28 protein-coding genes are annotated in these 25,960 nt (G+C 65.9%); 10 read left to right on the forward strand and 18 right to left on the reverse strand.

Going from position 1 to position 25,960, the window contains the following annotated elements; genetic code table 11:
• Positions 1-140 precede the first annotated feature (140 nt).
• From GII31_RS07235 to sdhC, 4 genes are read right to left on the reverse strand one after another with little or no spacing between them, the layout of a single operon-like run.
• Positions 141-935, reverse strand: coding sequence for a succinate dehydrogenase iron-sulfur subunit (locus GII31_RS07235; RefSeq protein ID WP_213248137.1), 795 nt, complete (start codon positions 933-935; stop codon positions 141-143).
• On the reverse strand, positions 935-2,689 hold the full coding sequence (gene sdhA / locus GII31_RS07240; RefSeq protein WP_213248138.1) for a succinate dehydrogenase flavoprotein subunit: 1,755 nt from the start codon (positions 2,687-2,689) through the stop codon (positions 935-937). Before sdhA ends, GII31_RS07235 begins: the two co-directional genes overlap by 1 nt.
• Before the next feature lie 32 nt (positions 2,690-2,721).
• Complete coding sequence (locus GII31_RS07245; protein ID WP_213248140.1) at positions 2,722-3,177, reverse strand: succinate dehydrogenase hydrophobic membrane anchor subunit; 456 nt, start codon at positions 3,175-3,177, stop codon at positions 2,722-2,724.
• 12 nt (positions 3,178-3,189) lie between these two features.
• Positions 3,190-3,597 carry a succinate dehydrogenase, cytochrome b556 subunit gene (sdhC, locus tag GII31_RS07250; RefSeq protein WP_213248142.1) on the reverse strand — a complete coding sequence of 136 codons (408 nt, stop codon included), beginning with the start codon at positions 3,595-3,597 and terminating at the stop codon, positions 3,190-3,192.
• Between the two features lie 182 nt (positions 3,598-3,779).
• Between sdhC and GII31_RS07255 the strand changes: the two genes are divergently transcribed.
• Genes GII31_RS07255 through GII31_RS07265 form a run of 3 tightly spaced genes read left to right on the forward strand, consistent with a single transcriptional unit; the run spans position 3,780 to position 6,654 of the window.
• Positions 3,780-4,226, forward strand: coding sequence for a cytidine deaminase (locus GII31_RS07255; protein ID WP_213248144.1), 447 nt, complete (start codon positions 3,780-3,782; stop codon positions 4,224-4,226).
• Positions 4,223-5,536, forward strand: coding sequence for a thymidine phosphorylase (locus GII31_RS07260; RefSeq protein ID WP_213248146.1), 1,314 nt, complete (start codon positions 4,223-4,225; stop codon positions 5,534-5,536). Before GII31_RS07255 ends, GII31_RS07260 begins: the two co-directional genes overlap by 4 nt.
• Positions 5,537-5,538: 2 nt before the next feature.
• Positions 5,539-6,654, forward strand: coding sequence for an adenosine deaminase (locus GII31_RS07265; protein WP_213248148.1), 1,116 nt, complete (start codon positions 5,539-5,541; stop codon positions 6,652-6,654).
• A 3-nt stretch (positions 6,655-6,657) separates the two neighbouring features.
• Here GII31_RS07265 and GII31_RS07270 read toward each other — a convergent pair whose 3' ends face one another.
• The 3 genes from GII31_RS07270 to GII31_RS07280 all read right to left on the reverse strand — a co-directional run bounded on the left by GII31_RS07270 (position 6,658) and on the right by GII31_RS07280 (position 10,087).
• Positions 6,658-7,935, reverse strand: coding sequence for a primosomal protein (locus tag GII31_RS07270; protein WP_213248150.1), 1,278 nt, complete (start codon positions 7,933-7,935; stop codon positions 6,658-6,660).
• A gap of 80 nt (positions 7,936-8,015) precedes the next feature.
• A complete protein-coding gene (locus GII31_RS07275) occupies positions 8,016-9,185 on the reverse strand; it encodes a C40 family peptidase (RefSeq protein WP_213248152.1) in 1,170 nt (389 codons plus the stop codon).
• Entirely contained in the window at positions 9,182-10,087 is a 906-nt protein-coding gene (locus GII31_RS07280; RefSeq protein ID WP_213248153.1) for a type VII secretion target, read from the reverse strand. The genes GII31_RS07275 and GII31_RS07280 overlap by 4 nt, the downstream gene beginning before the upstream one ends.
• 106 nt (positions 10,088-10,193) lie before the next feature.
• On the opposite strand from GII31_RS07280, the gene upp reads away from it, so the two are divergent.
• The gene (upp, locus tag GII31_RS07285; RefSeq protein WP_213248155.1) at positions 10,194-10,817 is read left to right on the forward strand and encodes a uracil phosphoribosyltransferase; all 624 of its coding nucleotides are present in this window, start codon (positions 10,194-10,196) and stop codon (positions 10,815-10,817) included.
• Between the two features lie 31 nt (positions 10,818-10,848).
• Here the strand turns inward: upp and GII31_RS07290 are convergent, their stop codons facing one another.
• Positions 10,849-11,448, reverse strand: coding sequence for a TetR/AcrR family transcriptional regulator (locus GII31_RS07290; protein WP_213248157.1), 600 nt, complete (start codon positions 11,446-11,448; stop codon positions 10,849-10,851).
• 81 nt (positions 11,449-11,529) lie between these two features.
• Between GII31_RS07290 and GII31_RS07295 the strand changes: the two genes are divergently transcribed.
• Positions 11,530-12,387 (forward strand): alpha/beta fold hydrolase, encoded by an 858-nt coding sequence (locus GII31_RS07295; protein WP_213248159.1) that lies wholly within the window; start codon positions 11,530-11,532, stop codon positions 12,385-12,387.
• A 76-nt stretch (positions 12,388-12,463) separates the two neighbouring features.
• Here the strand turns inward: GII31_RS07295 and GII31_RS07300 are convergent, their stop codons facing one another.
• Both GII31_RS07300 and GII31_RS07305 read right to left on the reverse strand, forming a co-directional pair.
• The gene (locus GII31_RS07300) at positions 12,464-13,249 is read right to left on the reverse strand and encodes an ABC transporter ATP-binding protein (protein ID WP_213248161.1); all 786 of its coding nucleotides are present in this window, start codon (positions 13,247-13,249) and stop codon (positions 12,464-12,466) included.
• A 14-nt stretch (positions 13,250-13,263) separates the two neighbouring features.
• On the reverse strand, positions 13,264-13,965 hold the full coding sequence (locus GII31_RS07305) for a hypothetical protein (protein WP_260840362.1): 702 nt from the start codon (positions 13,963-13,965) through the stop codon (positions 13,264-13,266).
• A gap of 119 nt (positions 13,966-14,084) precedes the next feature.
• On the opposite strand from GII31_RS07305, the gene GII31_RS07310 reads away from it, so the two are divergent.
• Positions 14,085-14,780 (forward strand): enoyl-CoA hydratase/isomerase family protein, encoded by a 696-nt coding sequence (locus GII31_RS07310; RefSeq protein ID WP_213248163.1) that lies wholly within the window; start codon positions 14,085-14,087, stop codon positions 14,778-14,780.
• Positions 14,777-15,982: an amidohydrolase gene (locus GII31_RS07315; RefSeq protein ID WP_213248165.1), complete on the forward strand. Its 1,206-nt coding sequence runs from the start codon at positions 14,777-14,779 to the stop codon at positions 15,980-15,982. Before GII31_RS07310 ends, GII31_RS07315 begins: the two co-directional genes overlap by 4 nt.
• A gap of 105 nt (positions 15,983-16,087) precedes the next feature.
• Here GII31_RS07315 and GII31_RS07320 read toward each other — a convergent pair whose 3' ends face one another.
• From GII31_RS07320 to GII31_RS07340, 5 genes are all read right to left on the reverse strand, one after another.
• Positions 16,088-17,002, reverse strand: a complete 915-nt coding sequence (locus tag GII31_RS07320) for a MetQ/NlpA family ABC transporter substrate-binding protein (protein WP_213248167.1) — start codon at positions 17,000-17,002, stop codon at positions 16,088-16,090.
• A gap of 45 nt (positions 17,003-17,047) precedes the next feature.
• On the reverse strand, positions 17,048-17,755 hold the full coding sequence (locus GII31_RS07325; protein ID WP_213248168.1) for a methionine ABC transporter permease: 708 nt from the start codon (positions 17,753-17,755) through the stop codon (positions 17,048-17,050).
• Positions 17,752-18,792: a methionine ABC transporter ATP-binding protein gene (locus GII31_RS07330; RefSeq protein ID WP_213248170.1), complete on the reverse strand. Its 1,041-nt coding sequence runs from the start codon at positions 18,790-18,792 to the stop codon at positions 17,752-17,754. Before GII31_RS07330 ends, GII31_RS07325 begins: the two co-directional genes overlap by 4 nt.
• Entirely contained in the window at positions 18,792-20,189 is a 1,398-nt protein-coding gene (locus GII31_RS07335; RefSeq protein ID WP_213249990.1) for an LLM class flavin-dependent oxidoreductase, read from the reverse strand. The genes GII31_RS07330 and GII31_RS07335 overlap by 1 nt, the downstream gene beginning before the upstream one ends.
• Before the next feature lie 143 nt (positions 20,190-20,332).
• Complete coding sequence (locus GII31_RS07340; protein WP_213249992.1) at positions 20,333-20,803, reverse strand: gamma-glutamylcyclotransferase; 471 nt, start codon at positions 20,801-20,803, stop codon at positions 20,333-20,335.
• Between the two features lie 187 nt (positions 20,804-20,990).
• On the opposite strand from GII31_RS07340, the gene GII31_RS07345 reads away from it, so the two are divergent.
• The 3 genes from GII31_RS07345 (at position 20,991) to GII31_RS07355 (ending at position 23,829) form a co-directional block, all read left to right on the forward strand.
• Positions 20,991-21,785 (forward strand): DNA alkylation repair protein, encoded by a 795-nt coding sequence (locus tag GII31_RS07345; RefSeq protein ID WP_213248172.1) that lies wholly within the window; start codon positions 20,991-20,993, stop codon positions 21,783-21,785.
• A 135-nt stretch (positions 21,786-21,920) separates the two neighbouring features.
• A complete protein-coding gene (locus GII31_RS07350; protein WP_213248174.1) occupies positions 21,921-23,324 on the forward strand; it encodes an NAD(P)H-quinone dehydrogenase in 1,404 nt (467 codons plus the stop codon).
• 76 nt (positions 23,325-23,400) lie between these two features.
• Positions 23,401-23,829: a hypothetical protein gene (locus GII31_RS07355; protein ID WP_213248176.1), complete on the forward strand. Its 429-nt coding sequence runs from the start codon at positions 23,401-23,403 to the stop codon at positions 23,827-23,829.
• 228 nt (positions 23,830-24,057) lie between these two features.
• Here the strand turns inward: GII31_RS07355 and GII31_RS07360 are convergent, their stop codons facing one another.
• From GII31_RS07360 to GII31_RS07370, 3 genes are all read right to left on the reverse strand, one after another.
• Entirely contained in the window at positions 24,058-24,705 is a 648-nt protein-coding gene (locus tag GII31_RS07360) for a DUF3558 domain-containing protein (protein WP_213248177.1), read from the reverse strand.
• A 12-nt stretch (positions 24,706-24,717) separates the two neighbouring features.
• Positions 24,718-25,059: a hypothetical protein gene (locus tag GII31_RS07365; protein ID WP_260840363.1), complete on the reverse strand. Its 342-nt coding sequence runs from the start codon at positions 25,057-25,059 to the stop codon at positions 24,718-24,720.
• Between the two features lie 248 nt (positions 25,060-25,307).
• Complete coding sequence (locus GII31_RS07370; protein WP_213248181.1) at positions 25,308-25,955, reverse strand: DUF3558 domain-containing protein; 648 nt, start codon at positions 25,953-25,955, stop codon at positions 25,308-25,310.
• Positions 25,956-25,960: the final 5 nt, after the last annotated feature.

A 25,960-nucleotide genomic window follows, 5' to 3' on the forward strand; every position in this document is an offset into this window, starting at 1 on the left:
CGACGCACCGGCGGCAAACCTGGATAGGGACTGTGCGACCGGACACGACAGTTCGACCGGAAACGACAGTTCGACCGGAAACGACAGGGGGCCCGCCGACCATTCGGTCGGCGGGCCCCCTGTCTTCTGAAAGGCAGGCGTCAGCGCGAGAACATCAGTGCGCGCTTGACTTCCGAGATCGCCTGGGTCACCTGGATGCCGCGCGGGCAGGCATCGGTGCAGTTGAAGGTGGTACGGCAACGCCACACGCCGTCGACATCGTTGAGGATGTCCAGGCGCTCGACGGCGGCCTCGTCACGGCTGTCGAAGATGAACCGGTGCGCGTTGACGATGGCGGCCGGACCGAAGTAGCTGCCCTCGTTCCAGAAGATCGGGCAACTGGTGGTGCAGCACGCGCACAGGATGCACTTGGTGGTGTCATCGAAGCGGGCGCGGTCGGTCTGGCTCTGGATACGCTCGTACGTCGGCTCATTGCCCGAGGTGATCAGGAACGGCTTGATCGCCCGGTAGGCGTCGAAGAACGGCTCCATGTTGACGATCAGGTCCTTCTCCACCGGCAGACCCTTGATGGGTTCGATGGTGATCGTCAGTTCCTTGGCCTTGGCGGGATCCTTGGGCAGCAGATCCTTCATCAGCAGCTTGCACGCCAGCCGGTTGACGCCGTTGACCCGCATCGCGTCGGAGCCGCACACGCCGTGTGCGCAGCTGCGCCGGAAGGTGAGTGAGCCGTCGAGATAACCCTTCACGTACAGCAGCAGGTTGAGCAGCCGGTCGGTCGGCAGGGCCGGGACACGGTAGCTCTGGAATCCCTGTGCGTCAGGATCTTCCGGGTTGAACCGGTAGATCTTGAGCGTGATCATGGTGGCCTCGGCGGGCACCGGGGGCAGCGGCGGCTCGTCGGAGCCGGGCGTGGGCTTTTCCAGGATTGCGGTCATCAGTACTTACGCTCCATCGGCTCGTATCGGGTCTGTACCACGGGCTTGTAGTCCAGCTCGATGTCGGCGACCAGGTCGGCGCCCTTCTTGTACGCCATCGTGTGGCGCATGAAGTTGACGTCGTCGCGGTTGGGGTAGTCCTCACGGGCGTGCCCACCACGGGATTCCTTGCGGTTGAGGGCACCGGCGACGGTGACCTCGGCCATTTCCAGCAGGAAGCCGAGTTCGATGGCTTCGAGCAGGTCGGAGTTGAAGCGCTTGCCCTTGTCGTGGATGCGAATGTGGGCGTACCGCTCCTTGAACCCCTGTACATCCTTGAGGGCCTGCTTGAGGGTGTCCTCGGTGCGGAACACCGACGCGTTGGCGTCCATCGAGGCCTGCAGCTCGGTGCGGATGTCGGCGACCCGTTCGTGGCCGTGGTCGGACAGCAGGGTTTCCAGCCAGCTGTCGACCATCGAGGTGGGCGCCTCGGGAAGCGGCACGAACGACGCGGAGTTGGCGTGCTCCGCGGCGGCGATACCCGCGCGCCGGCCGAACACGTTGATGTCGAGCAGCGAGTTGGTGCCGAGGCGGTTGGCGCCGTGCACCGACACGCACGCGCACTCGCCGGCGGCGAACAGACCGTGCACGATCTCGGTGTTGTTGCGCAACACCTGGCCTTCGATGTTGGTCGGGATGCCGCCCATCACGTAGTGGCAGGTGGGGAACACCGGCACGTACTCGGTGACCGGGTCGACGCCGAGGTAGGTGCGCGAGAACTCGGTGATATCGGGGAGCTTCTCGTTGAGCACGTCCTCGCCGAGGTGGGTCACGTCGATGTAGACGTAGTCCTTGTTCGGTCCGGCGCCGCGACCTTCGAGTACCTCCAGCACCATCGAGCGGGCCACGATGTCACGGGGCGCGAGGTCCTTGATGGTGGGGGCGTAGCGTTCCATGAACCGCTCGCCGTCCACGTTGCGCAGGATACCGCCCTCACCACGCACAGCTTCCGAGATGAGAATGCCCAGGCCGGCCAGACCGGTCGGATGGAATTGGTGGAACTCCATGTCCTCCAAGGGAAGTCCCTTGCGGAAGATGATGCCCATGCCGTCGCCGGTGAGGGTGTGCGCGTTGGAGGTGGTCTTGTACATACGTCCGGAACCACCGGTGGCGAACACGATCGACTTGGCGTGGAAGACGTGGATCTCGCCGGTGGCCAGCTCGTAGGCGACGACGCCGGTGGCGGTGAGTTCGCCGTCCTCGTTCTCCGTCAGACAGATGTCGAGTGCGTAGAACTCGTTGAAGAACTCGACATCGTGCTTGACGCAGTTCTGGTACAGCGTCTGCAGGATCATGTGGCCGGTGCGGTCGGCGGCGTAGCAGGCCCGGCGGACCGGGGCCTTGCCGTGGTCGCGCGTGTGGCCGCCGAACCGGCGCTGGTCGATGCGGCCCTCGGGCGTGCGGTTGAACGGCAGCCCCATCTTCTCCAGGTCGAGCACCGCATCGATGGCCTCCTTGGCCATGATCTCGGCGGCATCCTGGTCGACGATGTAGTCACCACCCTTGACCGTGTCGAAGGTGTGCCACTCCCAGTTGTCCTCTTCGACGTTGGCCAGCGCGGCGCACATGCCGCCCTGCGCCGCGCCGGTATGCGAACGGGTGGGGTAGAGCTTGGTGAGGACCGCGGTCCGCGCACGGGGAGCGGCCTCGATGGCCGCGCGCATCCCGGCGCCGCCGGCGCCGACGATGACCACGTCGTAGCGGTGTTCCTGCATGAGTCTTGGTCTCCTTTGTCCGACGCGCGAGGTCAGTCGACGCTGCCGACGTCGAAGGTGAGCAGGGCGTAGGTGCCCATGATGAGCACGAGCAGCATCGACAGCGCCAGCAGGACGTTCAGCCAGAAGCGGGTCGAGTCCTTGCGGGTGTAGTCGGCGATGACGGTGCGCACGCCGTTGCCGCCGTGCAGCTGTGCCAGCCACAGCATCGTCAGGTCCCAGATCTGCCAGAACGGTGAGTCCCACCGCTCGGCCACGTAGGAGGCGTCGATGCGGTGCACCCCGTCCTCCCAGGCCAGCATGATGAACATGTGGCCGAAGGTGAGGATGATCAGTGCCAGCCCCGAGAAGCGCATGAACATCCATGCGTTCTTCTCGAAGTTGCCGCCCTTGGGCTTGCGCGGCGAGCGCGGGTTGTCGAGGCTGGCCGGTCGGACGTGCTCCTTCTCGAGCGTCTTGGCCAGTTTCGGGTTTGCTGAAGTGGTCATGTCCGTCGGCTCCTAGAGCGAGTGCTGGATCAGGATCTGCAGGAGCCGGACCGTCATCGCGCCGAACAGCACGACGAACAGGCCGAGGATGCCCCACAGCATCTGCCGCTGGTACTTCGGTCCCTTGGCCCAGAAGTCGACCAGGATCAGTCGCAGGCCGTTGAGGGCGTGGAACATGACGCACGCGACCAGGCCGATCTCCATCAGACCGATGATCGGGGTCTTGTACGTCTCGATGATTTCCGAATACTTGTTCGGATCGATACGGATGACCGCCGTGTCGAGGACGTGAACGAACAGAAAGAAGAAGATAGAAACACCGGTGATGCGGTGCAGCACCCAGGACCACATGCCTGGATCGCCTCGGTAGAGGGAACGCTTACGCACCGGATCTGGTGCAACCTCGGTCGGCGTGCTCATCGGAAAGTTGGCCTCCAACACCGTCGATGGATTGGCTGGGCCGACTGCTCACGATCCTGCGTACGACCCATGCAAGAGACTTTAAACCTATGCTGAGGCCGTCGTTAAATTACCCGAACACATTTGAGAGACAAGATAACTCGAATTAGGTTTGCCTTACCAATGTCTGAACGGGCGTAGGGATGGTCACACCGGGCCCGCACAGTGACGTCGAGGAGGTTGTGGTGGTCGAGTCGGTCGAATGGAAGACGTTGCGCGACAACGCAAGGCTGATGCTAGGTCAGGCTTACGCACCGTATTCGAGGTTCCCGGTGGGTGCTGCCGCGATCACCGACGATGCCCGTTTGGTCGCCGGATGCAATGTGGAGAATGTCTCATACGGACTCGGGATCTGCGCCGAGGTGACGCTGGTGGCGCAGCTGGTCGCCACCGGCGGCGGACGCCTGCGGGCCGTCGCGATCTGTGACGCCGACGGCTCTCCCCTGATGCCCTGCGGCCGGTGCCGGCAGGTCCTGCTGGAGCACGGCGGGCCGGGCCTGCTCATTGATCACGCCGACGGTCCGCGCACGCTGGGCGAGCTGCTGCCCGAGGCGTTCGGACCCGAAGATCTGGATCGGATCACCCGATGAGCCCGGTACCGGACGCCGTGTCGGTCATCGCGGCCAAGCGAGATGGCCGGGAACTGACCGACGAACAGATCACCTGGGTCATCGACAGGTACACCCGTGCCGACGGGGTGGCCGACGAACAGATGTCGGCTCTGCTGATGGCGATCTACCTGCGCGGAATGACCGAACGGGAGATCGTCACCTGGACGCGGTCGATGATCGAGAGCGGAGGGCGGATGGACTTCTCCGGCCTGCGCCGCGACGGCCGGACCCTGGCGACCGTCGACAAGCACTCCACCGGTGGCGTGGGCGACAAGATCACGCTCCCGCTCGCGCCGCTCGTCGCCTCCTTCGGGGTGGCGGTGCCGCAACTGTCGGGCCGTGGGCTCGGTCACACCGGCGGCACCCTGGACAAGCTGGAGTCGATCAGCGGGTGGCGGGCGGATCTGACGACGGCGCAGCTGTATTCGCAGCTGGAATCGGTCGGTGCGGTGGTGTGCGCCGCGGGCGCCGACCTGGCCCCGGCCGACCGCAAGCTGTACGCGCTGCGCGATGTGACCGGGACCGTCGAATCGATCCCGCTGCTTGCCAGTTCGATCATGAGCAAGAAGATCGCCGAGGGCACCGGTGCGCTCGTGCTGGATGTGAAAACGGGCTCGGGTGCCTTTCTTTCAGAACCCGGGGACGCGCGGCGGCTGGCCGAGACGATGGTCTCACTCGGCACAGCCGCCGGAGTGCGCACCACTGCCCTGATCACCGACATGTCCACGCCGCTGGGGCTGACGGCGGGCAACGCCGTCGAGGTTGCCGAGTCGCTGGAGGTGCTCGCCGGCGGCGGGCCGGCCGATGTTGTCGAACTCACACTGGTACTGGCGCGGGAGATGCTGGCGGCCACCGGCCTGTGCGATGCCGACCCCGCCGCGCACCTGGCCAATGGCAGGGCGATGGACACCTGGCGGGCCATGATCGCCGCCCAGGGCGGCGATCCGGATGCCCCACTTCCGGTGGCACCGCACGTGGAGGTGGTGCGGGCCGCGTCGTCGGGTGTCCTGACGGGCCTGGACGCGATGGCGGTGGGGGTGGCGGCGTGGCGGCTCGGTGCCGGGCGTGCGGTGCCCGGAGCCGACGTGCAGGCCGAGGCGGGTGTGGTCCTGCACGCCAAACCCGGTGACACGGTTGTCGCGGGTGCTCCGTTGTACAGCCTGCACACCCGGACCCCCGAGGCCATCCCCGGAGCCGTTGCGGCACTCGACGGCGCCGCTGTGATCGGCGCGGAGGGACAGTCCGGTCCACTCGCCCGGCCATTGGTGCTCGATCGCGTTACCGTCTGACGATGACGCCCCGACCACTGGACCCGGCCAACCTGGCCCTCGCCCCCAAAGCGCTGCTGCACGATCACCTCGACGGCGGACTGCGACCGGCCACCGTGCTGGAGCTGGCCCACGACTGTGGCTACACCGAACTGCCCGCCGACGACCAGGTGGCGTTGGCCACGTGGTTCCGGGACGCCGCCGACAGCGGGTCGCTGGAACGATATCTGGAGACGTTCGCGCACACGGTCGCGGTGATGCAGACCGCGTCCGCGCTGGAACGGGTCGCCCGCGAATGCGTCGAGGACCTCGCCGCCGACGGCGTCGTCTACGCGGAGGTGCGGTTCGCCCCCGAACAGCACCTGGAGAACGGGCTGACCCTCGACGAGGTGGTGGAGTCGGTGCTGGCCGGGTTCGCCAAGGGTGAGGTGGACGCGGCCGGCCGCGGCAGGCCGATCGTCGTGCGCGCTCTGGTGACCGCGATGCGCCATGCCGCCCGCTCGCGGGAGATCGCGGAACTGGCCGTGCGGTTCCGCGGCCGGGGTGTGGTCGGTTTCGACATCGCCGGCGCCGAGGCGGGTAATCCGCCGACCCGGCATCTCGACGCATTCGAGTACATGCGCGCCAGCAACGCCCGGTTCACCATCCATGCCGGGGAGGCGTTCGGCCTGCCGTCGATCCATGAGGCACTGGCCTACTGTGGCTGCGACCGGCTCGGCCACGGCGTCCGCGTCATCGACGACATCACCTTGCCGCCCGGGGTCACGCCCGCCTCGCATTCCTTCGATGGGGCGGTGCTCGGCGACATCGCGGCGACGGTGCGTGACAAACGGATTCCGCTGGAGCTGTGTCCGAGCTCCAACGTGCAGACCGGGGCTGTCGCGTCACTGGCCGATCACCCGTTCAACATTCTTGCGCGGCTGCGCTTCCGGGTTACGGTCAACACCGACAACCGGCTGATGAGCGACACCTGTATGAGCAACGAGTTCAAGGTCCTCGTCGACCACTTCGGCTACGGATGGACCGATCTGGAACGGTTCACCCTCAACGCGATGAAATCGGCGTTCCTGCACTTCGACGACCGCATCCGGATCATCGACGAGGTCATCAAACCCGGATACGCCGTCCTCATCGGCTGAGCCTCAGCTCTTCTTGACCAGCCTGGCCTCGAAGTCGTGTTCCAGTGCGCGCCACGCCTCCGACTCGTTGTCGAACGGTCCCGACGGTGCGAGGCGTTTGGGGTCGGGGTTGATGGCGTAGTCAACGAACCAGCCGAGCGGGGTGCTGGACCCCAGCGCCTCGTTGACAGCATCGTCGTCACCGAAATCGGCTGCGTCGGTGAAGAGTTCGACGGCCAGGTCGAGCTGGTTGCGGTCGATGCGGCGGGGGCCGTCGGCGATGTCGGCGGCCAGGCCGGTGAGGACGTAGACGTTTTCGTCGATGACGTCGAACTCGAGTGAGCCGTCGGTGGCCTCGATCCGCACCTGGTCGAAGGTGGAGACGTCGAGCAGGTCGTGGTCGGTGCTGTCGGCGAGGAACTTGCTCATCGTCCGAGCCGAGGTGAACACGAAGATCTTGCCGTCGGTGCCGAGGAACACCGGGTCGTCGCCGAGGTAGCAGCGCAGCGTCAGGTATTCGTCGTCGCCGGTGACGATCCGGATGGGGTCGATGCCGACGCGCGCCCAGAAGCTGTCGTCGTCGTAGTCGTCATCTACTTCGTCCTCGTCCTCGTCCTCATCGTCCTCGGACTCGTCGTCGGCGTCGCCGCTCTCGACCTGCTCGAGTTCGTCGTCGCCCGGCTCGTCCTCGTCCTCGGCGGAGGCCGCCGCCTCGAGTTCGGCTTCGGCGACGGCAACGGCGGCGGCGTCGGTGGGCGGTGTCGTGAGCACACCGTCGATGGCGTCGACGACGTCATCCCAGTGTTTGGCGATCAGTCGCCCGATGCGCACCCACAGGTCGATGCCGTCGCGGCCGACGAAGTTGCGGGTACCGGTGGTGACGGCGCCCAGGATCGGGTTGCCGTTGAAGAACTTGGTGACGACGGTCAGCTCGCACACCTCACCGAGGATGCGGACGATCTCCAGGGCATCCTCGAGCTCGGCGATGACCTCGGGGGTGGGGTCCTCGGCGGCGAGTTCGGGCACGCCGACCAGATCGTAGGTGTGCCGGTCGTCGGGCAGCAGTTCGTCGGCCGAGATCTGCTTGAGGGTCTCCCACGTGGGGTGATCCTCGAGATCGTTCTCGGTGCCGGACCGGATGAAGGCGGCCAGTTCCGCGACGCCGGGCAGCCCGTACAGGTCCTCCTCCAGCCCGAGGAAGGCTTCCCATTCGTCGTCACCCTCGCGCCAGCGCGGCGCCCAGAGGGTGAACACGTTTCCGTTGGTCAATCCGAGTTCGATGGGGACGATGTCTCCGGCCATGAGCAGAAAGCCTAACGCTAGGAGTGGGCAGCGCGACACCATGGTAGGGCACAACAGGGTTATCAGCGTGCTCAGGTTTCTCAGGTGACACGGTAGAAGCCCTCGAACGTCTGGTCCGCGTTGGTGGTGCGCAGCGCGGTGACGCCCACGGGGGCGCCGCCGGTTTCGACGAGTTGTCCGTTGCCGATGTACATCGCGACGTGGCCCGACCAGACGGCGAGGTCGCCGGGTTGTAGCTCGGATTGGGACACCTGCCGGCCCACGGTGTCCTGATCCTGGGCCAGCCGCGGCAGTTCGACGCCGGCCTGGCGGTACGCCCACTGGGTGAAACCGCTGCAATCGAAACCACCGGTACCGGTGCCGCCCCACACATACGGGGTGCCCTGTCTGCTGAGCGCGGCCGTGACGGCGGTGGCGGCGCGCTGATTGGGTGCGTAGGCGATGGAGCCGTCGGGCAGGGTGACCGGGATACCCCGCCCGGTGGTGTCGGTTGTGGTGCGGGTGTTGGCCGCTGTGGTGATCGTGGGGGTGGTGATCGTCGGGGTGTCGGTGGTGGAGGTCGTCCGCCGGCCGGTGTCCGTGGTTGTGGACGCGGGTGTGGTGCGGGTGGTCGAGAACGGTGTGGTGGTGATCGCCGGGGTGTTTCGGATGGGGGTGGTCGCGGTGGGGGTGGTTGCTGGCGGGGTCGTCGCAGTGGAGATGGTTGCCTTTGGCGTGTTCGTGGTGGTTGTCGCGGCGGTCCGTGTGTTTGTGGTCGTCGTACGGGTGAGTGAGCGTAGCCGCGCGCTGTCGGATTCCAGTTGTGTCCGGGTCTTTTCGACGATCTGGACGCCACGGCTGACGTGATCGATGGCCACCGGCACGAGCAGTGCCAGCCCGGGGACCGTCAGCGCGTTGCTGCCGAGTGTGGCGGCGGTGCGACCGAAGGAGTCGACGAGCGTGTCGAGTTGCCGTGCGGCGGTTGCTATCTTGCCCGCGGCATCGTCGACGATGGTGATGATGGCGTCGGCGTCGGTGGTGAATTCCGTCGCGGCATCGTGGGTTGCGGTGACCTGACTGCTCATGCTGCGGGCGCCGTCACCGGACCATGACGCGAGGACTGTCGTCGTGGCCGCCGCCGAGTTCTTCTCCGCCTCGGCGAGAGTGCTTGCGGTGGTGCGTAACCGGCTGACCGGACTATCCGGCGGCAGGACGCCGGTGCCGAGGGCGTCGACGAGGGTGTGCAGGGGTGCGATCAGCAGATTGATCATTTGAGGGTCAGCTCCTTGTCGACGGTGCCGAGTTCGGTGGTCGTGACTGTTGTCGTGGTCGTACCGCCGGGGGTCGAGGTCGTGGTGGTCGTCGTCGTTGTCGTGGACGCGGTGGTGCCGTTCGGCGTGGCGACGGTGGAGACGACCTTGTCCGGTGTGGTGCCGGATTTATCGGTGTGCACGGTCTTGTCCGTTGTCGGCCTCTCCGTAGTTGTCTTCTCCGTAGTTGGCTTTTCGGTGGTCGTCTTCTCGGTGGTCGACTTCTCGTTGGTCGACGTGTCAGCAGATGTCTTGTCCGCCGTCGTTCTGTCCGCTGTCGTCTTGTCCGCTGTCGTCTTGTCGGTTGTCGTCTTGTCGGTTGTCGTCTTGTCGGTTGTCGTCTTATCGGGGGCCGGCGTGGTGGTCTTTTGCCGGTTCGTGTTCGTTGTCCGGTTCTGCTCGTCGGTGTCCTGGGAGGTTGTCAGCAGGCCGGCGAGTGACTGGACTCCGGTCGCGAGTGTGGACAGCGCCTGGATGCCGGTGGTCAGGCTGTTGCTCACCGTCTGCGTCCGGGTGTCGGTCTTGTTCGTCGTCCGGTTCGTCCTGGTGGTTTGGGAGTTGGTGACAACACGCCGGGCCGCGTTGCTGTCGGTGGTGACGTACGTGTTGGTGGCCGCCTGCGATCGGGTGCTGATCGTCGCGTGCTGGTCGGCGATCGCGACGACCGTCCGGTTCTTGGCGTCGAGCACACTGGTGAGTACGGCGAGGAAGTCGGCGCCGATGATGCCGAAGGTGGGGGCGAGTTCTCCGGCTGCCGAGTTACCGACGCTCGCGGAGCCACGGATTTCCGCGGCGATGGTGCGCTGCTGTCGGGCGAATCGGGTGATCGCGGCCGGATCGGCCTGAACCTGGGTGTTCGTCATGGGAATCTGACGCGGCCGAACCCCGTTTGGTTCCATCGAATTTTTGTTCGATGAATGGTGGGGCTCTTTGTGCGCGGTGCGGCCTGTCCCGAATTAAGGTGAGCGCATGGATGTCCACATCGTCGCCCACCCGCTGGCCGCCGTCCGGTTGACCACCCTGCGCGACAAGAACAGCAGCAATGCGGAGTTCCGGCAGGCACTGTCGGGGATCACCCAGATCCTGGTGTACGAGGCACTCGCGGCGGCGCTCGTCGACGAGGTGCCGATCCAGACGCCGATGGGTTCGTGCGTCGGCGCCCGGCTCAGCGCACCCCCGCTGTTCGTCCCGGTGCTGCGTGCCGGGCTGGGGATGGTCGACCAGGCACACGCGCTGGTCCCCGAGGCCAACATCGGATTCGTCGGTATCGCCCGCGACGAGTCGACGGCCAAGCCGGTGCCGTATCTGGCCTCGCTGCCCGAGGACCTGTCGGACATCCCGGTCTTCGTGCTCGACCCGATGCTCGCGACCGGCGGTTCGATGCTCCACGCCATCGATCTGCTCGTCGACCGCGGTGCCCGCGATATCACCGCCATCTGTGTGGTGGCCGCTCCGGAGGGTGTTGCCGCCCTGGAAAACTCCGGTCATCCGATCCGGCTGATCGTCGGTGCGGTCGACGAAGGCCTCAACCAGGCCTACTACATCGTTCCCGGCCTCGGCGACGCCGGCGATCGCCAATACGGCCCCCGCTGACCTCCTGCGTTGTGCGGGAAAGTCAAGAAGGTCAATCCGATGGCTGTGCCTGGGTGTGTAGCCCGTGGAGGTAGGGGGTGAGGACGGAGGCGATGTCGGTACCGGTTACGGTACGGGCGAATACCAGTGCGTCGGCCAGTGTTATGAGGTCCTGGACCTGTTTGGCGGAGTGGTTGAGTCCTGCACCTGCCATCGCCTGCGACACGGCGTGCATCGCCACGGCGTCGATCTCCGAACTCACCGCCAGTCTGGCATGCGCGGCCGGATCGCCACCAGGTTCCAGCATGAGCGCGTACCGTGCCCGCATATCTGCCTCGCGTGACGCCAACGCGTCGATGAGTTCGGTCAGTGCCGATGCCAGTCCGTCGATGTCGCGTGGTTCCGACGTGGCAAGCGAGTCGACGAACAGTTGTGTGTCGGCGAGGGTGCGAGATTCGAGACTCTCGATGATCAGCTCGATCAACGCCTGCCGTGTCCGTGCGTGATGTGACGTCGCGCCCTCCGGGATCCCCGCTTCGCGGTCGACCGCCCGATGGGTCAATGCGCGCACCCCGTGACCAGCGATCACCGTGATCGCACTCCTCGCGATCACCTCGCGCCGATCCTCGCCGCCGGATGTACTCGTCGTCACCACACGGAGGATACAGGTGTAGCATCTGTATTACGCTACATCTGTAGCAAACTGCGCGGCTAGGAAGGATGGCCCATCGACATGCTGATCGACTTCACTCCGGATTCCGCCTTATATCCGTTCCGCTCGAGATGGTTCGAGTCGTCGGCGGGTCGGGTTCACTACGTGGATGAGGGTTCCGGTCCGCCGGTCGTCTTCTTTCACGGCTCGCCGACCTGGAGCTTCCTCTATCGTCGAGTGATTGCGGGACTTCGTGAGAGCTTCCGGTGTGTTGCGCTGGACTATCCAGGGTTCGGGCTTTCGGAACGACCACCCGGATACAGCTACGCGATCGATGAACTCGCGATGGTCGCGGGTGAGCTCATCGACCACCTGCAACTCGATGGGTTCGTCATGGTCGGACACGACTGGGGCGGACCGGTCGGATTGGGCGCCTGCGTTCGGCGAGCCGATCGGGTTGCTGGAATCGCACTGTGCAACACCATGTTCTGGCCGAGGCTCTCGGTGGCCAACTACGCGTTCAGTGTGGTGATGGACAGCGGACCGATGCGGCGGCGCATCCTGCATGAGAATGTCCTCATCGAGAAACTGCTACTCGGCACTTCCGGCCCGACTCTGATCGCGGCCGAAGCCGACCACTATCGTGGCGTGCAGTCCGACGCCGACGCACGAGTCGGACTCGCCGAGATGCCCGGGCAGATCCGTGGGGCCCGTCCGTTGATGGCGAGGCTCGAAGCTGACGTACCCAGGCTGCTTGGGCACAAGCGGGCGGTGGCTGTGTGGGGCATGCGCGATGTTGTCTTCCGTCCAAAGGTCTGCCTGCCTCGTGTGCGCACCGCCTTCGCGAACATCGATGTCATCACGGTTGCCGACGCCGCACACTTCGTACCCGAAGAAGCCCCCGACCAGATCATCGATGCCATCGCTACACGCTTCTGACCTCCCGCGTTACATGGGAAGGGTCAGTGGCGCAGGAGACCCTCGGTGAGGAGGGTCTCCTGCGCCGATAGCGGCCCTACGCGGCGACCGCGGACCAGCGACCGGCCGTACGGCGAACCTCGACGGGGTGGTCGAAACAGGTGCTGATGGTCTCGGAGGTGAGGGCCTCGTCGACGGTGCCGGCGGCGACGGTCCTGCCCTCACGCAGCAACAGTGCGTGGCTGGTGCTGGCGGGCAGGTCCTCCAGGTGGTGTGTCACCAGAACCGTTGCCAGCGTGGGCACTTCGGCGCGTAGCTGATCGATCCCGGCGAGCAGCTTTTCGCGGGCGGCCAGGTCGAGACCGGTCGCGGGCTCGTCCAGCAGGAGCAGCGGCGGCTGCGGCATCAGTGCCCGGGCGATCAGGGTGCGTCCGCGTTCGCCCTGACTCATGAACGGCCACAACGATTCCCGACGCTCCATCATGCCGAACATCGCCAGCAGTGAATCGGCGTGGGCGTGTTCGGCATCGGTGTAGTGGTGCCGGTTGTCGAGTTCGGGGGTGTTGGTCAGCCCGGTGAGTACCACCTCGTGCGCCGACAGCGGGATGTCGATGCGCCAGCGCGGATCGACGTGCCCGATGTGGGTGCGCAGGGACCGCATATCGACCCGCCCGAGACGGTGCCCGAGGACATCGACGGTGCCGCGGGTGGGAAACCCGCGGGCTCCCAGCATCGTCATCAGGGTCGACTTACCGGCGCCGTTCGGGCCGAGCAGCGCCCAGTGTTCGCCGGGCAGCACCCGCATGCCGACATCGTCGAGCAGCAGTCGGCCGCTGCGCACCACGTCGAGCCCGACGGCGTCGAGGACCGGTTGGTGGGCCATAGTCGTGTGTACTCCTATCGGGACCAGTAGGCGATGGCGGGTTCGTCGGCGATGGTGTTGCCGTTCTGCCGGATCACCAGACCCGACGGCGTGACGATGTACTCGTACGAACCACTGCGCGCGATGAAGTACTTGCCTTCCTGGGTGGGGAAGTCGATGTGCTTGAGGTTTCCGTCGGCGACGCCCTTGTAGTACAGCCCGCCCGCCTCACCGACCCGGCAGATGATCACCCGGGACCGGTCCGTCCGCAGGATCGCGACCGCCGGATCGTTCGCGGCATCGCACCGGGGGCCGTCGGTGAAACCCTGCCAGTCGGCGCCGGGCACGGTGGGGGCTGGGCGGGTGCCGGTCGTGGTCGGCTGGTGCGTGGTGGTCACGGTGGTGGGCGGCGGGGTTATCGTCACCGTCGGCGAGTCCGCCCGCTCACCGGGGGACCCGGTGACGGTCGACGTGGTGGTGCTGGTTCCCGGTGCCGAGACCGGATCGTCGTCGTCGGACGGGATGAGCAGGAAGGCGGCCAGGACGCCGCCGATCACCAGCAGTACGCCGGCGGCCGCCGCGACCAGCACCACCGGCGATGACCAGGGGGAACGATCGGGCGGAGGGTAGCCACCGGACTGGCCACCGGGATAGCCGTGGCCGGGATACGACATCGGGTCGCCCTGGAACCCCGGGTATCGACTGCCGTACTGATCTCCTGGTCCGCCCGCGCTCATGCCCCGATTATGGCTGTCGCCCCCGCCGGACCGGCAGCCGCCGGGCCGATACCCCGCGGATCGGGGTGTTCCGGCGGAGTCGTCCGGGGCGCGATCGGCTCGGGCGATATTGTCTTTCCATGCCTTTTCTGAACGCCGACGGCGACATCTACGAGCTCTACCTCGGTACCGAGGGCGTCGACCTCGATCCGGACAACCCCGAGAACCGATTCCGGACGGAGTGGATCGAGACCGTGACCGGCCTGCTGGACGAGGCCGCGGCCAACGCGAAGGGGCTGGTGATCACCGCGACGGGCAAGTATTTCACCAACGGCCTCGACACCGACTTCATCGCTGCGAACTTCGCGGAGCTGCCCGCGTACCTGGACAAGGTGCACGCGCTCTACAGCAAGGTCCTGACCCTGCCGGTGCCGACCGTGGCGGCGATCAACGGTCACGCCTTCGGTGCCGGCGCGATGTTGGCCCTGTGCGCCGATCACAGCGTGATGCGCGCCGATCGCGGATTTTGGTCGCTGCCCGAGGCCGCGCTGTCGATGCCGTTCACCCGCGGTATGGCGGCGCTGATCCGCACACGTCTCGCCGATGCCACCGCCACCGAGGCGATGCTCACCAGCCGCCGCTACGGTGCCGACGACGCGGCGGCGGCCGGCATCGTCGGTGAGGCCGCATCCGTCGACGACCTGCTGGGCCGGGCGCGCGCGGTGGCCGCCGAACGTCAGCAGGTGGCCGGTCCGAACCTCGGCCTGATCAAGAAGGGACTGCGCACACCGCTGCTCGACGACCTGGCCGTGATCACTCCGGCGACATTGCTGTGACCGCCGCGGAAGGTTCGCTCGACCCCTTCGGCAGGGCGTCGTCGGTTGTCGACGACTGGCTCGCCGCCCATCGCGACCAGCTGGTCGCGTGGCGGCGACAGATCCACGCCCATCCCGAACTGTCGCGCCAGGAGGTGGCCACCACCGATCTGGTGATCTCCGAGCTGACCGCGCTCGGGCTGAGTCCGCGCCGACTGCCGCTGGGCACCGGGGTGGTGTGCGATCTGGGGCCCGAGGTGGGTTCCCGGATCGCGTTGCGCGCCGACATGGATGCCTTGCCGATCACCGAGCACACCGGGCTGCCGTTCAGTTCCACCATCGACGGCGTGTCGCACGCCTGCGGGCATGACGCGCACACCGCGATCCTGCTTGCGGCCGGCGCTCTGCTGTCCGGTGTCGAGGACCTTCCGGTGGGGGTTCGGCTGATCTTCCAGGCCGCCGAGGAGGTGATGCCCGGCGGTGCGCTCGACGCGATCGACGCCGGGGTGCTGCAGGGGGTGAGCCGGATCTTCGCCTTGCACTGCGATCCGCGGCTGCCGGTCGGGTCGGTGGGATTGCGCTCCGGTGCGCTGACCTCGGCGGCCGACCATGTGGACATCACCTTCCATTCGAAAGGCGGACACACTTCGCGGCCGCATCTGACCGCCGACCTGATCTATGCGATGGGCACCGTCATCACCGGATTGCCCGGAGTGCTGTCGCGGCGGATAGACCCGCGGTCGGGGACCGTGATGGCGTGGGGATCGGCGCATTCGGGCAGCGCCCCCAACGCCATCCCGCAGGAGGGTCGCCTGCGCGGCACCGTCCGCACCGGCGAGCGCGAGATCTGGACGGAGCTCGAACCGTTGGTGCGCAGCATCATCGGCGAACTGGTCGGACCGCTGGGAGTGCAGTACGACCTCAACTATTTCCGTGGTGTCCCGCCGGTGGTCAATGAGGAGACCGCGATCGCGATGCTGTCGACGGCGGTCAGCGCCGTGGGACCCAACGCCGTCGCCGACACCCCGCAGTCACCGGGCGGCGAGGACTTCTCCTGGTATCTCGAACATGTGCCCGGCGCGATGGGCAGGCTCGGTGTGTGGGACGGGCTCGGACCGCAGGTGGACCTGCACAGCCCCAACTTCCGTATCGACGAGCGGGCGCTCGACGTGGGGGTCAGGGCGCTGGTCGGGGTCGTGCTCGGGTCGTCCGGACGCGGCTGAACCCGACGGCAACACTGAACCGACGGCAACACTGAACCGACGGCAACACCGGCCCGGGCGATCGCACGGGCCGGTGTTGCCGTCGGCATGGGCCGGGTTGTGCCGCTACAGCGGCAGCAGAATGTCCTTCACCGACGGATCGGTGCGCAGAAATTCCTGTACCGCAGGGTCTTTGAATGCGGCCACCAGTTTCTTGATGTTGTCCGAATCCTTCCACTCGGTGCCGATGGTGAGTTGTCCGGCGAACTCGTCGGGGGCCGGCGGGGCGTAGATCTGCTTGGCGACGTCGATGCCCGCGGCCAGATAGTACTCGGTGTATCCGACCGTCGCGTCGAGGTCACCGAGCGATCGCGACTGGGCGGCGAAGTCCAGCAGTACGAACTGCAGGTTTTTCGGGTTGGTCGCGATGTCCTTCTGGGTGGCCTTCCACTTGTCGATGCCGGGTGTGAGGGTGATCAGACCGGCGCGCTCGAGCAGCCACAGTCCCTGTGCCTCGTTGGCAGGGTCCGAGTACAGCGACACCTTCGCGTTCTGCGGCAGGTCGGCCGGGTTCTTGTACTTGTCCGACCAGATGCCGAATCCCCAGCGGAACACGGGGGTGGCGGCCTCCTCCTTGAAGTCGGGGTTGGCTTCGAGGACCTGCGAAAGCCAGAGTTTGTGCTGGTAGACGGTACCGGCCACTTCGCCGTCGCTCACGGCGCGGTTGAGGGTGGTGGAGTCGGACAGTCCTTTGAAGGCGACCTTGATGCCGTGGCGCGGGGCGACCTCATCGGCGATGAACGTGACCAGCGCCTCCTCGGCGGCGTTGCCCTCGGCGGTGACGATGGTGAGGGTGGCGCCGGCGGTGTCGTTCGGCGAGGTGTCGTCGGATCCGGCAAGGCGCCAGACGAGGACGGCGGCGACCACGGCGACGACCACGATGATCGCGGCGGCGATCGGCCATTTTCCGCGTCGGCCGAGCTCGATGTCGGAACCACCCGAAGGCGGTGACTCTGGTTGGACATCAACAGAATTGGACATGGTGAAACCTCTCGATCAGGTAGGGGGAGATGCGGACGAAACGGATCAGCGGTTGATGCGCCTGGACTTTTCGGGGGTCAGGCTGCGCACCAGTGCGTCGCCGGCCAGCTGGATGAGTGCCACGGTGATGACCAGGACGACGATCGTGGCGATCATGACGCCGTGGTCGAAGCGCTGGTAGCCGTAGGTGACGGCGACATAGCCGAGGCCGCCCGCGCCGATGGTGCCCGCGATGGTCGAGTACTCGATCATCGCGATCGTGTTGATGGTGAGCCCGCCGACGATGCTCGGCAGCGCCTCCGGGATCTGCGCGGTCCAGATGATCTGTGCGTTGGACCCGCCGGAGGCGCGGGCCACGTCGATGACCGAGGTGGGCACCGAACGCAGCGAGTTCTCGACGATGCGGGTGAAGAACGCGATCCCGGCGATCGACATCGGTACGACGGCGGCCGCGATTCCGATGTTGGTGCCGGTGATCCATCGGGTGAACGGGATGATGGCGGTCATCAGGACCAGAAACGGCAGCGATCTGCCGATGCTGATGATCCACGACAGCGGCGTGTGCAGCGCCCGGTTCTCGAACAGCCCACCGGGGGCGAGGTTGTGGACGAGAGCTCCGAGGGGCACTCCGACGAGCAGCACGATCACCATGACGATGCCGACCATCTGGACGGTGTCGAGGAATGCCGGGATCAGCAGATCGGGGATCTCATCGGTCGGGACCTTGATGGCGGCGAGATCGAAGGTGCTCACACCGTCACCTCGTCTCGGGTGGTCAGCGGCTCCCGGGCCGGGGCTGCCGACTGAGCCGGTGGCGCCGGGTCGACGGTCAGGCTCAGCTCCCCGGCGGCCGAGATGAACGCGGGGACCCGGTCGGAGGGAACCGAGACGGTGAAGTCACCGAACGGGACACCGTCGACCGTTTGTACATTCGCGCCCAGAACCGGGATCGACAGCCCCAGCCGGGTGCCGAGCCGGGTCAGCCAGTCGGCGGGTACGGTGGCCGAGTTGTAGACGACGGTCAGGCCGGTGTGTCCGCGGCCGACTCCGGCGGCGGGACCACGTGGCCGCAGCGCACGGCCCAGCGACGAGTGCGGGTCGAGGACGAGGTCGGTGATCGCGCCGTGTTCGACGATCCGGCCGCCGTCGATTCGTCCGACCGTGTCGGCGACACGCACAACGGTGTCCATCTCGTGGGTGATGAATACGACCGCCAGCCGCAGATCGTCGCGGAGTTCGGTGAGCAGCCGCAGGTAGGTTTCGGTGGAGTCGGGATCGAGCCCGGAGGTCGCCTCGTCGCTGAGCAGTACCGACGGTGTGAGCGCGAGCGCCCGGGCGATTCCGACGCGCTGGCGCTGTCCGCCGGACAACTGGTGCGGATAGTGTCCGGCCTTGTCGAGCAACCCGACGCGGTCGAGGAGTTCGCCGACCCGCGCCCTGGTGGAGGCCTTGGTGGCACCCAGATACTCCAGTGGCAGGGCCACGTTCTCCGCGGCGGTGCGCCGCGACAGCAGGCTGGCCGACTGGAAGACCGTGCCGATGCGTCGGCGTGCGTCCCGTAGCCGGGCCGCACCCATCGCGGTCAGGTCCTCGCCGCCCACGATGACCTGACCGGAGGTGGGGCGTTCGAGCAGATTGAGACAGCGGGCCAGGGTGCTCTTACCCGCGCCCGACGGACCGACTACGGCCAGGATCTCGCGGGCGTCGACGGTGAACGAGATGTCGTCGAGAACCGTGGTGGCTGTCTTTCCGGAGCCGAATGTTTTTGTCAGATTGACTAATTCGATCATCACCGGACTCCGGTGAGCCGGGCGCGGGAGCCGCGCACCGAATCGTCGATCGTGGACCCGGGACGACCGGGGCGGAAGTCGGCGCCGCGATGATTGTCCGGGAGCAGGTCGCCCCGGCCGAACAGCTTGTGCCGCAGTGTTCCCGGCGTGTAGGTGCGGTCGTAGGCGCCGCGTCGTTCGAGTGCCGGAATGACGTGCTCGATGATGTCGGCGAACGATCCCGGTGTGACGGCGTAGGCGACGTTGAACCCGTCGACATCAGTGTCGGCGACCCAGTCCTGCAGTTGCTGGGCCACCTCGTCGCCGGAGCCGATCAGTACCGGCCCCATTCCGCCGATACCGCCCCAGGCTGCGATGTCGCGGACCCGCCACGGTTCGCCGGTCTCGGAGGTCTGGCTGAACGCGGCCACCGCCGACTGGATGGCGTTGCTGTGAACGTTGCCGATCGGTTCGTCGATGTCGTAGGCGTCCAGATCGATGCCCATCCACCCCGACATGAACACCAGTGATCCCTCCTCGCTGGCGTAGCGGCGGTACTCGTCGGCCTTGGCGCGTGCGGCCTCTCCGGTGGCATCGGTGATGATGGTCAGCAGGGTGTAGATCCGCGCGTCGTACGGGTCCCGTCCGGCGCGCACCAGCTCGTCACGGATCTGTGAAACGGTCTGGCGCAGCAGTTTCTTCGTGGGAGCGGCAACGAAGATGGCTTCGGCGTTCTCGGCGGCGAACCGGCGCCCGCGCGGCGACGCGCCGGCCTGGTAGATGACCGGCGAACCTTGCGGCGACGGCTCGGACAGATGAATGCCGGGGACGGTGAAATGCTCACCACGATGCCCGATGTGGTGCACTTTGTCGGGATCGGCGAAGACGCCCGTGACGCGGTCACGCCGGACGGCGTCGCGTTCCCATGATCCCTCCCACAGCTTGTACAGCACTGTCAGATATTCGTCGGCCTGGTCGTAGCGGGTATCGTGCTCGAGCTGGTCGTCGGCGCCCATGTTGCGGGCGGCCGACGGCAGGTAGCCGGTCACCACGTTCCAGCCGAGACGGCCCTTGGTCAGATGGTCCAGCGTCGACAGGCGCCGGGCGAAGGGATACGGATGTTCGAATCCGGTTCCCGTGGTGATCCCGAAGCCGAGGTGCTCGGTGGCGTAGGCCATCGCCGAAACCAGCAGCAGCGGGTCGTTGACGGGAATCTGCGCACCCTGCCGGAGGGCGGCCTCGTCGTTGCCGGCGAACACATCGTAGGTGCCGAGGACGTCGGCGATGAACAGGCCGTCGAAGCCGCCGGTTTCCAGCAGCCTGGCCAGGTCCACCCAGTAGTCGAGGGTGTTGTAGTTCGAGGACCGGTCCTGCGGATGGCGCCACAGACCGGGGGACTGGTGCGCGACGCAGTTCATGTCGAATGCGTTGAATCTGATCGTGCGCGTGGGGGAGGTTTCGGACACCGGCAAATAATGCAGAGCCCGGCCATATGCCGAAAGCGTTACGCGCAGCCGGCGCTAAACAACTTGTGAAGTCCGAACCGGGTGTTGGGGAGTCGCTAAACCTCGCCGCCGGAACCGGGGCCCACGTTGCGGGATTCGCGCAGTCGCAGGTCCTGGACGTATTTGGCGGGGGCGCCGGCGATCTCCGCGGCCTCGGCCATCACGCCCAGATAGCGGGCCGACGGCAGTCCGCCCTCGAAGGCGTCCATGACGTAGAGCCACGCCAGCACGGCGCCGTCGGCGGTGTCGATGCGGGCCCGGACCTTGCGGTGGATCCCGAGCTCGGAGCCCTCCCATCGGTCGAGGGCCTGCTCGTCCTCGTCGGTCACGTCGTACAGCACGACGAACACCCGCGCGGACGGGTCCTCGGCCACCGTTGCCAGGGAACCCTCCCAGCCGATGTCGCCGCCGGCGAAGGTCAGGCGCCACCCGCTCAGCCAGCCCGTCCCCGACATCGGGGAATGAGGGGCGCGTTCTGCCATCTGCTCGGGGTGCATATTCGACCCGTACGCCGCGTAAATCGGCACGTCGTCCTCTCCGCTCACACCCCGCGGACTGCCGCGCGGCGTTCGGCTCCTCGTCTACCACCGGCCGTAACAGCGGCCCGTCGAGTCATCCTAGTGCCCCGCGACGGACAATAGGTGCGCAAGTCGGGCGATCACCGCGAGCATCACATCGCCGGGAGCGATCTACAGTCCGAAGGTGACCTCTCCGATGCCCCCGAACCCTCCGGAACGAACGGCCCGGTCGCGGGCGGCCCCCGACACCCGACCCGGCCCGCCGCGCCAGTCGGCTCGGGCGGTGATGGAAGCCCTCGCCGCGCTGGCTTCGCCCGGCCGCGCCGCGAGCAGCGCAGGGTTCTTCAAGACCGGGCCCGGCGAGTACGGCGAAGGCGATCGCTTCATCGGGGTGCCGGTGCCCGCCCAGCGCGCGGTGATGCGGTCGTTTCCGGACCTGCCGCTCGCCGAACTCACCGCTCTGGTCGATTCGCCGGTACACGAGCATCGGCTGTGCGCGGTGATCGGTGCCGTCGGGCGGTTTCGTCGTGCCGCCGACGAACGGGAGAGTGGTATCTCGATGCTGCCCGACGTGGCCGGATCAACAACTGGGACATCGTCGACACCTCTGCGGGACCGATCCTCGGCGGTCTGCTCGTCGACCGGCCACGCGGTCTGCTGTTCGAGCTCGCCCCGCAGCACCGGCGGCGGCCGAAACGACTTGTGGCTGCGGCGGATCGCGATCATCGCCACTCAGGAGTTCATCAATCGGGGCGACGGGTCGACAACCCTGGAACTTGCCCCGGTCTATCTCGACTACCCAGATGACCTGCTGCAGAAGGCAACGGGTTGGATGCTGCGCGAGGTGGGCAAACGGGTCGACCCGGGCATGTTGACGGGCTTTCTCGACGAGTACGCGTCCCGGATGCCGCGTACGATGCTCGGCTACGCGATCGAGCATCTGACCGTTGAACGACGCAAACACTACCGTTCGCTGAAGAATCGGAGGTGAGCTGTCGGTTCGGTCGCGCGTATCCGGCGGTGAGCACTAAATTGGTGTGCGGAGCAGCCGACTCTCAGCCCGGCCCGGACGGTCTCGTGTGCCGCCCGGGTGAGAACACCGTCGGCGAAGAACAGGAGTGACGACGTGACCAAGATCGTGATCATCGGTGGGGGACCGGCCGGCTATGAGGCGGCGCTGGCCGCGGCGGCCTATGGTGCCGACATCACCGTGATCGACTCCGACGGTGTCGGCGGTGCCTGCGTGCTGTGGGATTGTGTCCCGTCCAAGACATTCATCGCCTCCACGGGCATCCGCACCGAGATCCGCCGGGCCGCTGACCTGGGCATCAGCCTGGACGCCGATCATGCGACGGTCACGTTGTCGCAGATCCACCAGCGGGTCCGCGATCTGGCGTTCGCCCAGTCCGCCGACATCCGATCGCGACTGATCAGTGAGGGCGTGCGACTGGTGTCGGGTACGGCCACGCTCGAACCGACACAGACCGGGGTGCGCTCGCACAACGTCGTCACCACCCTCGATGACGGGACCACCGAAACCTACTCCGGTGAGGTCGTGCTGATCGCGACCGGCGCCTCGCCCCGGATCTTGCCCGATGCGCAGCCCGACGGTGAACGGATCCTCACCTGGCGACAGCTGTACGACCTGCACGAGCTGCCCGAACACCTCATCGTGATCGGGTCGGGCGTGACCGGCGCCGAATTCGTGCACGCCTACACCGAATTGGGTGTCAAGGTGACGCTGGTGTCCAGTCGCGACCGGGTGCTGCCACACGAGGACGAGGACGCCGCGTTGGTGCTCGAAGACGTGCTCGCCGAACGCGGTGTCACCCTGATCAAGCATGGCCGTGCCGACAGGGTTGTCCGCGAAGGCGATTCGGTGACCGTCGAGTTGGCCGACGGCCAGCGGGTGGTGGGTTCGCACGTGTTGATGACGGTCGGTTCGGTACCCAACACGCAGACTCTCGGGCTCGCCGAGGCCGGTGTGGAAACCGATCGCGGCGGCTATGTCACCGTCGACCGGGTCTCCCGCACATCGGTGCCCGGCGTGTACGCCGCCGGGGACTGCACGGGGCTTTTCCCGCTCGCCTCCGTCGCCGCCATGCAGGGCCGCATCGCCATGTATCACGCGCTCGGCGAGGGGGTGAGCCCGATCAAGCTGAAAACCGTTGCGTCGGCGATCTTCACCCGGCCCGAGATCGCGAGCGTGGGTGTGTCGCAGAAGGCGATCGACGCCGGTGAGTATCCGGCGCGGACGGTGATGCTGCCACTCGCGACCAATCCACGCGCCAAGATGAGCGGCCTGCGCCGGGGCTTCGTCAAGATCTTCTGCCGTCCCGCCACCGGTGTGGTGATCGGTGGGGTCACGGTGGCGCCCAACGCATCCGAGCTGATCCTGCCGATCGCCCTTGCGGTGCAGAACAAGCTGACGGTCAGTGATCTGGCGCAGACCTTTTCGGTGTACCCGTCGTTGTCGGGGTCCATCACCGAGGCCGCACGTCAGCTCGTGCGCCACGATGACCTCGACTGACGCCGCAGTCTGACCGCTAGACTGGCAGATCCATCCCTACTTCAGGGTGTGGAACGGTCAGGGTGGGGGAGGAACTGTGAGCAGAATCGATCATCTCGGGGAGAAGATGACCGTCGCGGTGGCGGCAGTCGCCGACGGCGATATCGCGGCGTGTACCAATCTGCTGATTGTCGCGGTCATCGACGGCACCGGCGTCGACGACCTGGCAGAAGTGCTGGATATGTCGGGGCAGTGGCGAGCCCACGGAGCGCTGACGACCGGGCTGCGTATCGAACTCGACGCCGCCCGCATCCGTGCCGAGTTCACCGCCCACACCTGCCGCCAGAACGATGATGCCGCAGGCCAGCTCGTCGCCTTTCGGCGTGCCCGGGCAATCGACTGTCTGCTGCGCGCCACCACCCCCGGCCTGTCGCGCGAGGAGTTCGCCGAAGCCGTCTACGAGGCCGCTGCGGCGATCGGGCGGGAAGCGGTGATCATCGCACTCTCGGAGTACATACCGGGCTGAGGTTGTTGCCAGACCCGGAAACCGGGTCTGATCGCACACTCGACCGGGTGGTCATAGTGGAAGCTGCCGGACCCGATTCATCTCTCCTGTCTCGCGGATGTCGTTGGCATCGAGTGGCCGGACGGAATGGTGCCGTTGGGAATTGTCGGTAGCGCGAGCCGGCCCCCACGTGACTGTCAACGATAGTTGGGAACGATGATCAGCGTGTGCCTTTCGCTGCGGCGTGGCTTACGGGGCTGGTGGTGGCATTTTTGGGATCGTCAGCTTCGTGAATTCGATCGCCAGGTTGCACAGCTCGGCTTCGGGGGTTTGCGTCAAGGATCGGGTGACACTCGTAGTTACACGAGCATTCTCGACTTTGACGATGGTAAAGCATGAGGCCCAATTCCAATAGTTAACTATCATTAGTCGTCCGCCGATTGTGGTGGTGTATGACCTTATGTACCACTCGGTATCGGTCAGTTCGTATTCGAATGTTGGTCTGTTTCCGGTGGATTGACTGATGCCGCCCATAAATTTTCCGAAATATTTCCATATGCAGCCGCGGGCGGTCTGATGGTTGGCCAGGGCGGCATCTTCCACGGTGGTGGGGTCGAGGCCGAGGGAGGTAAGTTCCGCATCGTTCAGGGCGGTGCATGGTTCGTAGCTGGTGCCGTTGTTGTTTGCCGACCATCGGTTCGGGAAGCGGGTGGTGAACGGTAGTGGTTTGCCGCGGTCGTCGGTTTGGCGAATCGGTGCAGGCGTGCTCGTCACTGGTCTTGATGTCGCAGGATCTGATGTGGGTATAGGTTCGCCAGGTGTGGAGCAGGCCGACAGCGCGCAGATGACGGCCAGGCAGGCCACCAGCGGGAGCTGGCGCACACGTAGGGAAGACATATCGGTATGAGGTCAGATGGCCGTTGCTGAATCGTGGTCTGCGGTCGCGATGGTGCGAACCGCAGAGTAGCACGCTTGGGACAGATTGCGAGCGGACGCTGATTGTTCTCGTAAGTCGGCCACCAGGGTATCGATGAAGCTGCGGAACAATGTGTGGGTGGCGCGACCCTCCACACAGTCGCCCCAGTAGTTCTCATTGAAGAGCATCCTGACCTGCTCAGTGAGAGATTCCAGGTCGTTGGCGGCAGTCTCGGCGGTTTTGCCGCGTGCCTTCCACCATGTCTCGCTGGACTCCAGGAGATCGCCGGTGTCGAAGTTGTACTGCCGTCCCGGTTGTGTGCCGTCACCGGCCATGATATCCCCCTTGACTTGTGGTGTCGAACAATCTTTGCCAGGTAGAATCTGTTGATGGAATGCCTCCTCGCCGTGCCGGAAGCTGCCGGACCCGATTCGTATCTCCCCCTTGCGGATGTCGTATATATATCGAGTGGCCGGACGGAATGATGCCGTTGGGAATTGTCGGTGGCACGAGTTGGATGCCACGTGACTATCAACGATAGTTGGGAAGAATGACCAGTTTGTGCCTTTCGCTGCGGCGTGGCTTACGGGGCTGGTGGTGGCATTTTTGGGATCGTCAGCTTCGTGAATTCGATCGCCAGGTTGCACAGTTCGGCTTCGGGGGTTGGAGTCAGGACTCGGTTGGCGGTTGTTGTTACCCGAGCATTCTCGACTTTGACGATGGTAAAGCACGAGAACTGCTTCCAATAGTTCACTATCGCCAGCCGTCCCCCGATTGTGGTGGTGTATGACCTTATGTACCATTCTCTATCAGTCAGCTCGTATTCGAATGTGGGTCTGTTTCCGGTGGATTGACTGATGCCGCCCATAGACTTTCCGAAATATTTCCATATGCAGCCGCGGGCGGTCTGATGGTTGGCCAGCGCGACATCTCTCACGGTGGTGGGGTTGAGGCCGAGGGAGGTGAGTTCCGCATCGTTCAGGGCGGTGCATGGTTCGTAGCTGGTGCCGTTGTTGTTTGCCGACCATCGGTCCGGGAAGCGGGTGGTGAACGGTAGTGGTTTGCCGCGGTCGTCGGTTTGACGAATCGGTGCAGGCGTGCTCGTCACTGGTTCTGACGTCGCTGGCTCTGATGTGGGTATCGGTTCCCCGGGCGTGGCGCATGCCGACAGCGCGCAGACAACAGCCAGACAAGCCACCAGCGGGAGCAGGCGCACATGTGTGGATGACATGTCGT

The organism is Gordonia pseudamarae (genome assembly GCF_025273675.1).
In the GTDB taxonomy this organism is placed as follows: Bacteria; Actinomycetota; Actinomycetes; order Mycobacteriales; family Mycobacteriaceae; genus Gordonia; species Gordonia pseudamarae.

Coding starts and splice junctions, on each gene's coding strand:
- GII31_RS07335 (WP_213249990.1), bottom strand. CDS start 20,189: ATGAACTGCGTCGCGCACCAGTCCCCCGGTCTGTGGCGCCATCCGCAG.
- GII31_RS07235 (WP_213248137.1), bottom strand. CDS start 935: ATGACCGCAATCCTGGAAAAGCCCACGCCCGGCTCCGACGAGCCGCCG.
- GII31_RS07265 (WP_213248148.1), top strand. CDS start 5,539: ATGACGCCCCGACCACTGGACCCGGCCAACCTGGCCCTCGCCCCCAAA.
- GII31_RS07330 (WP_213248170.1), bottom strand. CDS start 18,792: ATGATCGAATTAGTCAATCTGACAAAAACATTCGGCTCCGGAAAGACA.
- GII31_RS07365 (WP_260840363.1), bottom strand. CDS start 25,059: ATGGCCGGTGACGGCACACAACCGGGACGGCAGTACAACTTCGACACC.
- upp (WP_213248155.1), top strand. CDS start 10,194: ATGGATGTCCACATCGTCGCCCACCCGCTGGCCGCCGTCCGGTTGACC.
- GII31_RS07260 (WP_213248146.1), top strand. CDS start 4,223: ATGAGCCCGGTACCGGACGCCGTGTCGGTCATCGCGGCCAAGCGAGAT.
- GII31_RS07305 (WP_260840362.1), bottom strand. CDS start 13,965: ATGAGCGCGGGCGGACCAGGAGATCAGTACGGCAGTCGATACCCGGGG.
- sdhC (WP_213248142.1), bottom strand. CDS start 3,597: ATGAGCACGCCGACCGAGGTTGCACCAGATCCGGTGCGTAAGCGTTCC.
- GII31_RS07320 (WP_213248167.1), bottom strand. CDS start 17,002: ATGTCCAATTCTGTTGATGTCCAACCAGAGTCACCGCCTTCGGGTGGT.
- sdhA (WP_213248138.1), bottom strand. CDS start 2,689: ATGCAGGAACACCGCTACGACGTGGTCATCGTCGGCGCCGGCGGCGCC.
- GII31_RS07345 (WP_213248172.1), top strand. CDS start 20,991: ATGCCCCCGAACCCTCCGGAACGAACGGCCCGGTCGCGGGCGGCCCCC.
- GII31_RS07255 (WP_213248144.1), top strand. CDS start 3,780: ATGGTCACACCGGGCCCGCACAGTGACGTCGAGGAGGTTGTGGTGGTC.
- GII31_RS07370 (WP_213248181.1), bottom strand. CDS start 25,955: ATGTCATCCACACATGTGCGCCTGCTCCCGCTGGTGGCTTGTCTGGCT.
- GII31_RS07270 (WP_213248150.1), bottom strand. CDS start 7,935: ATGGCCGGAGACATCGTCCCCATCGAACTCGGATTGACCAACGGAAAC.
- GII31_RS07275 (WP_213248152.1), bottom strand. CDS start 9,185: ATGATCAATCTGCTGATCGCACCCCTGCACACCCTCGTCGACGCCCTC.
- GII31_RS07300 (WP_213248161.1), bottom strand. CDS start 13,249: ATGGCCCACCAACCGGTCCTCGACGCCGTCGGGCTCGACGTGGTGCGC.
- GII31_RS07245 (WP_213248140.1), bottom strand. CDS start 3,177: ATGACCACTTCAGCAAACCCGAAACTGGCCAAGACGCTCGAGAAGGAG.
- GII31_RS07360 (WP_213248177.1), bottom strand. CDS start 24,705: ATGTCTTCCCTACGTGTGCGCCAGCTCCCGCTGGTGGCCTGCCTGGCC.
- GII31_RS07310 (WP_213248163.1), top strand. CDS start 14,085: ATGCCTTTTCTGAACGCCGACGGCGACATCTACGAGCTCTACCTCGGT.
- GII31_RS07280 (WP_213248153.1), bottom strand. CDS start 10,087: ATGACGAACACCCAGGTTCAGGCCGATCCGGCCGCGATCACCCGATTC.
- GII31_RS07295 (WP_213248159.1), top strand. CDS start 11,530: ATGCTGATCGACTTCACTCCGGATTCCGCCTTATATCCGTTCCGCTCG.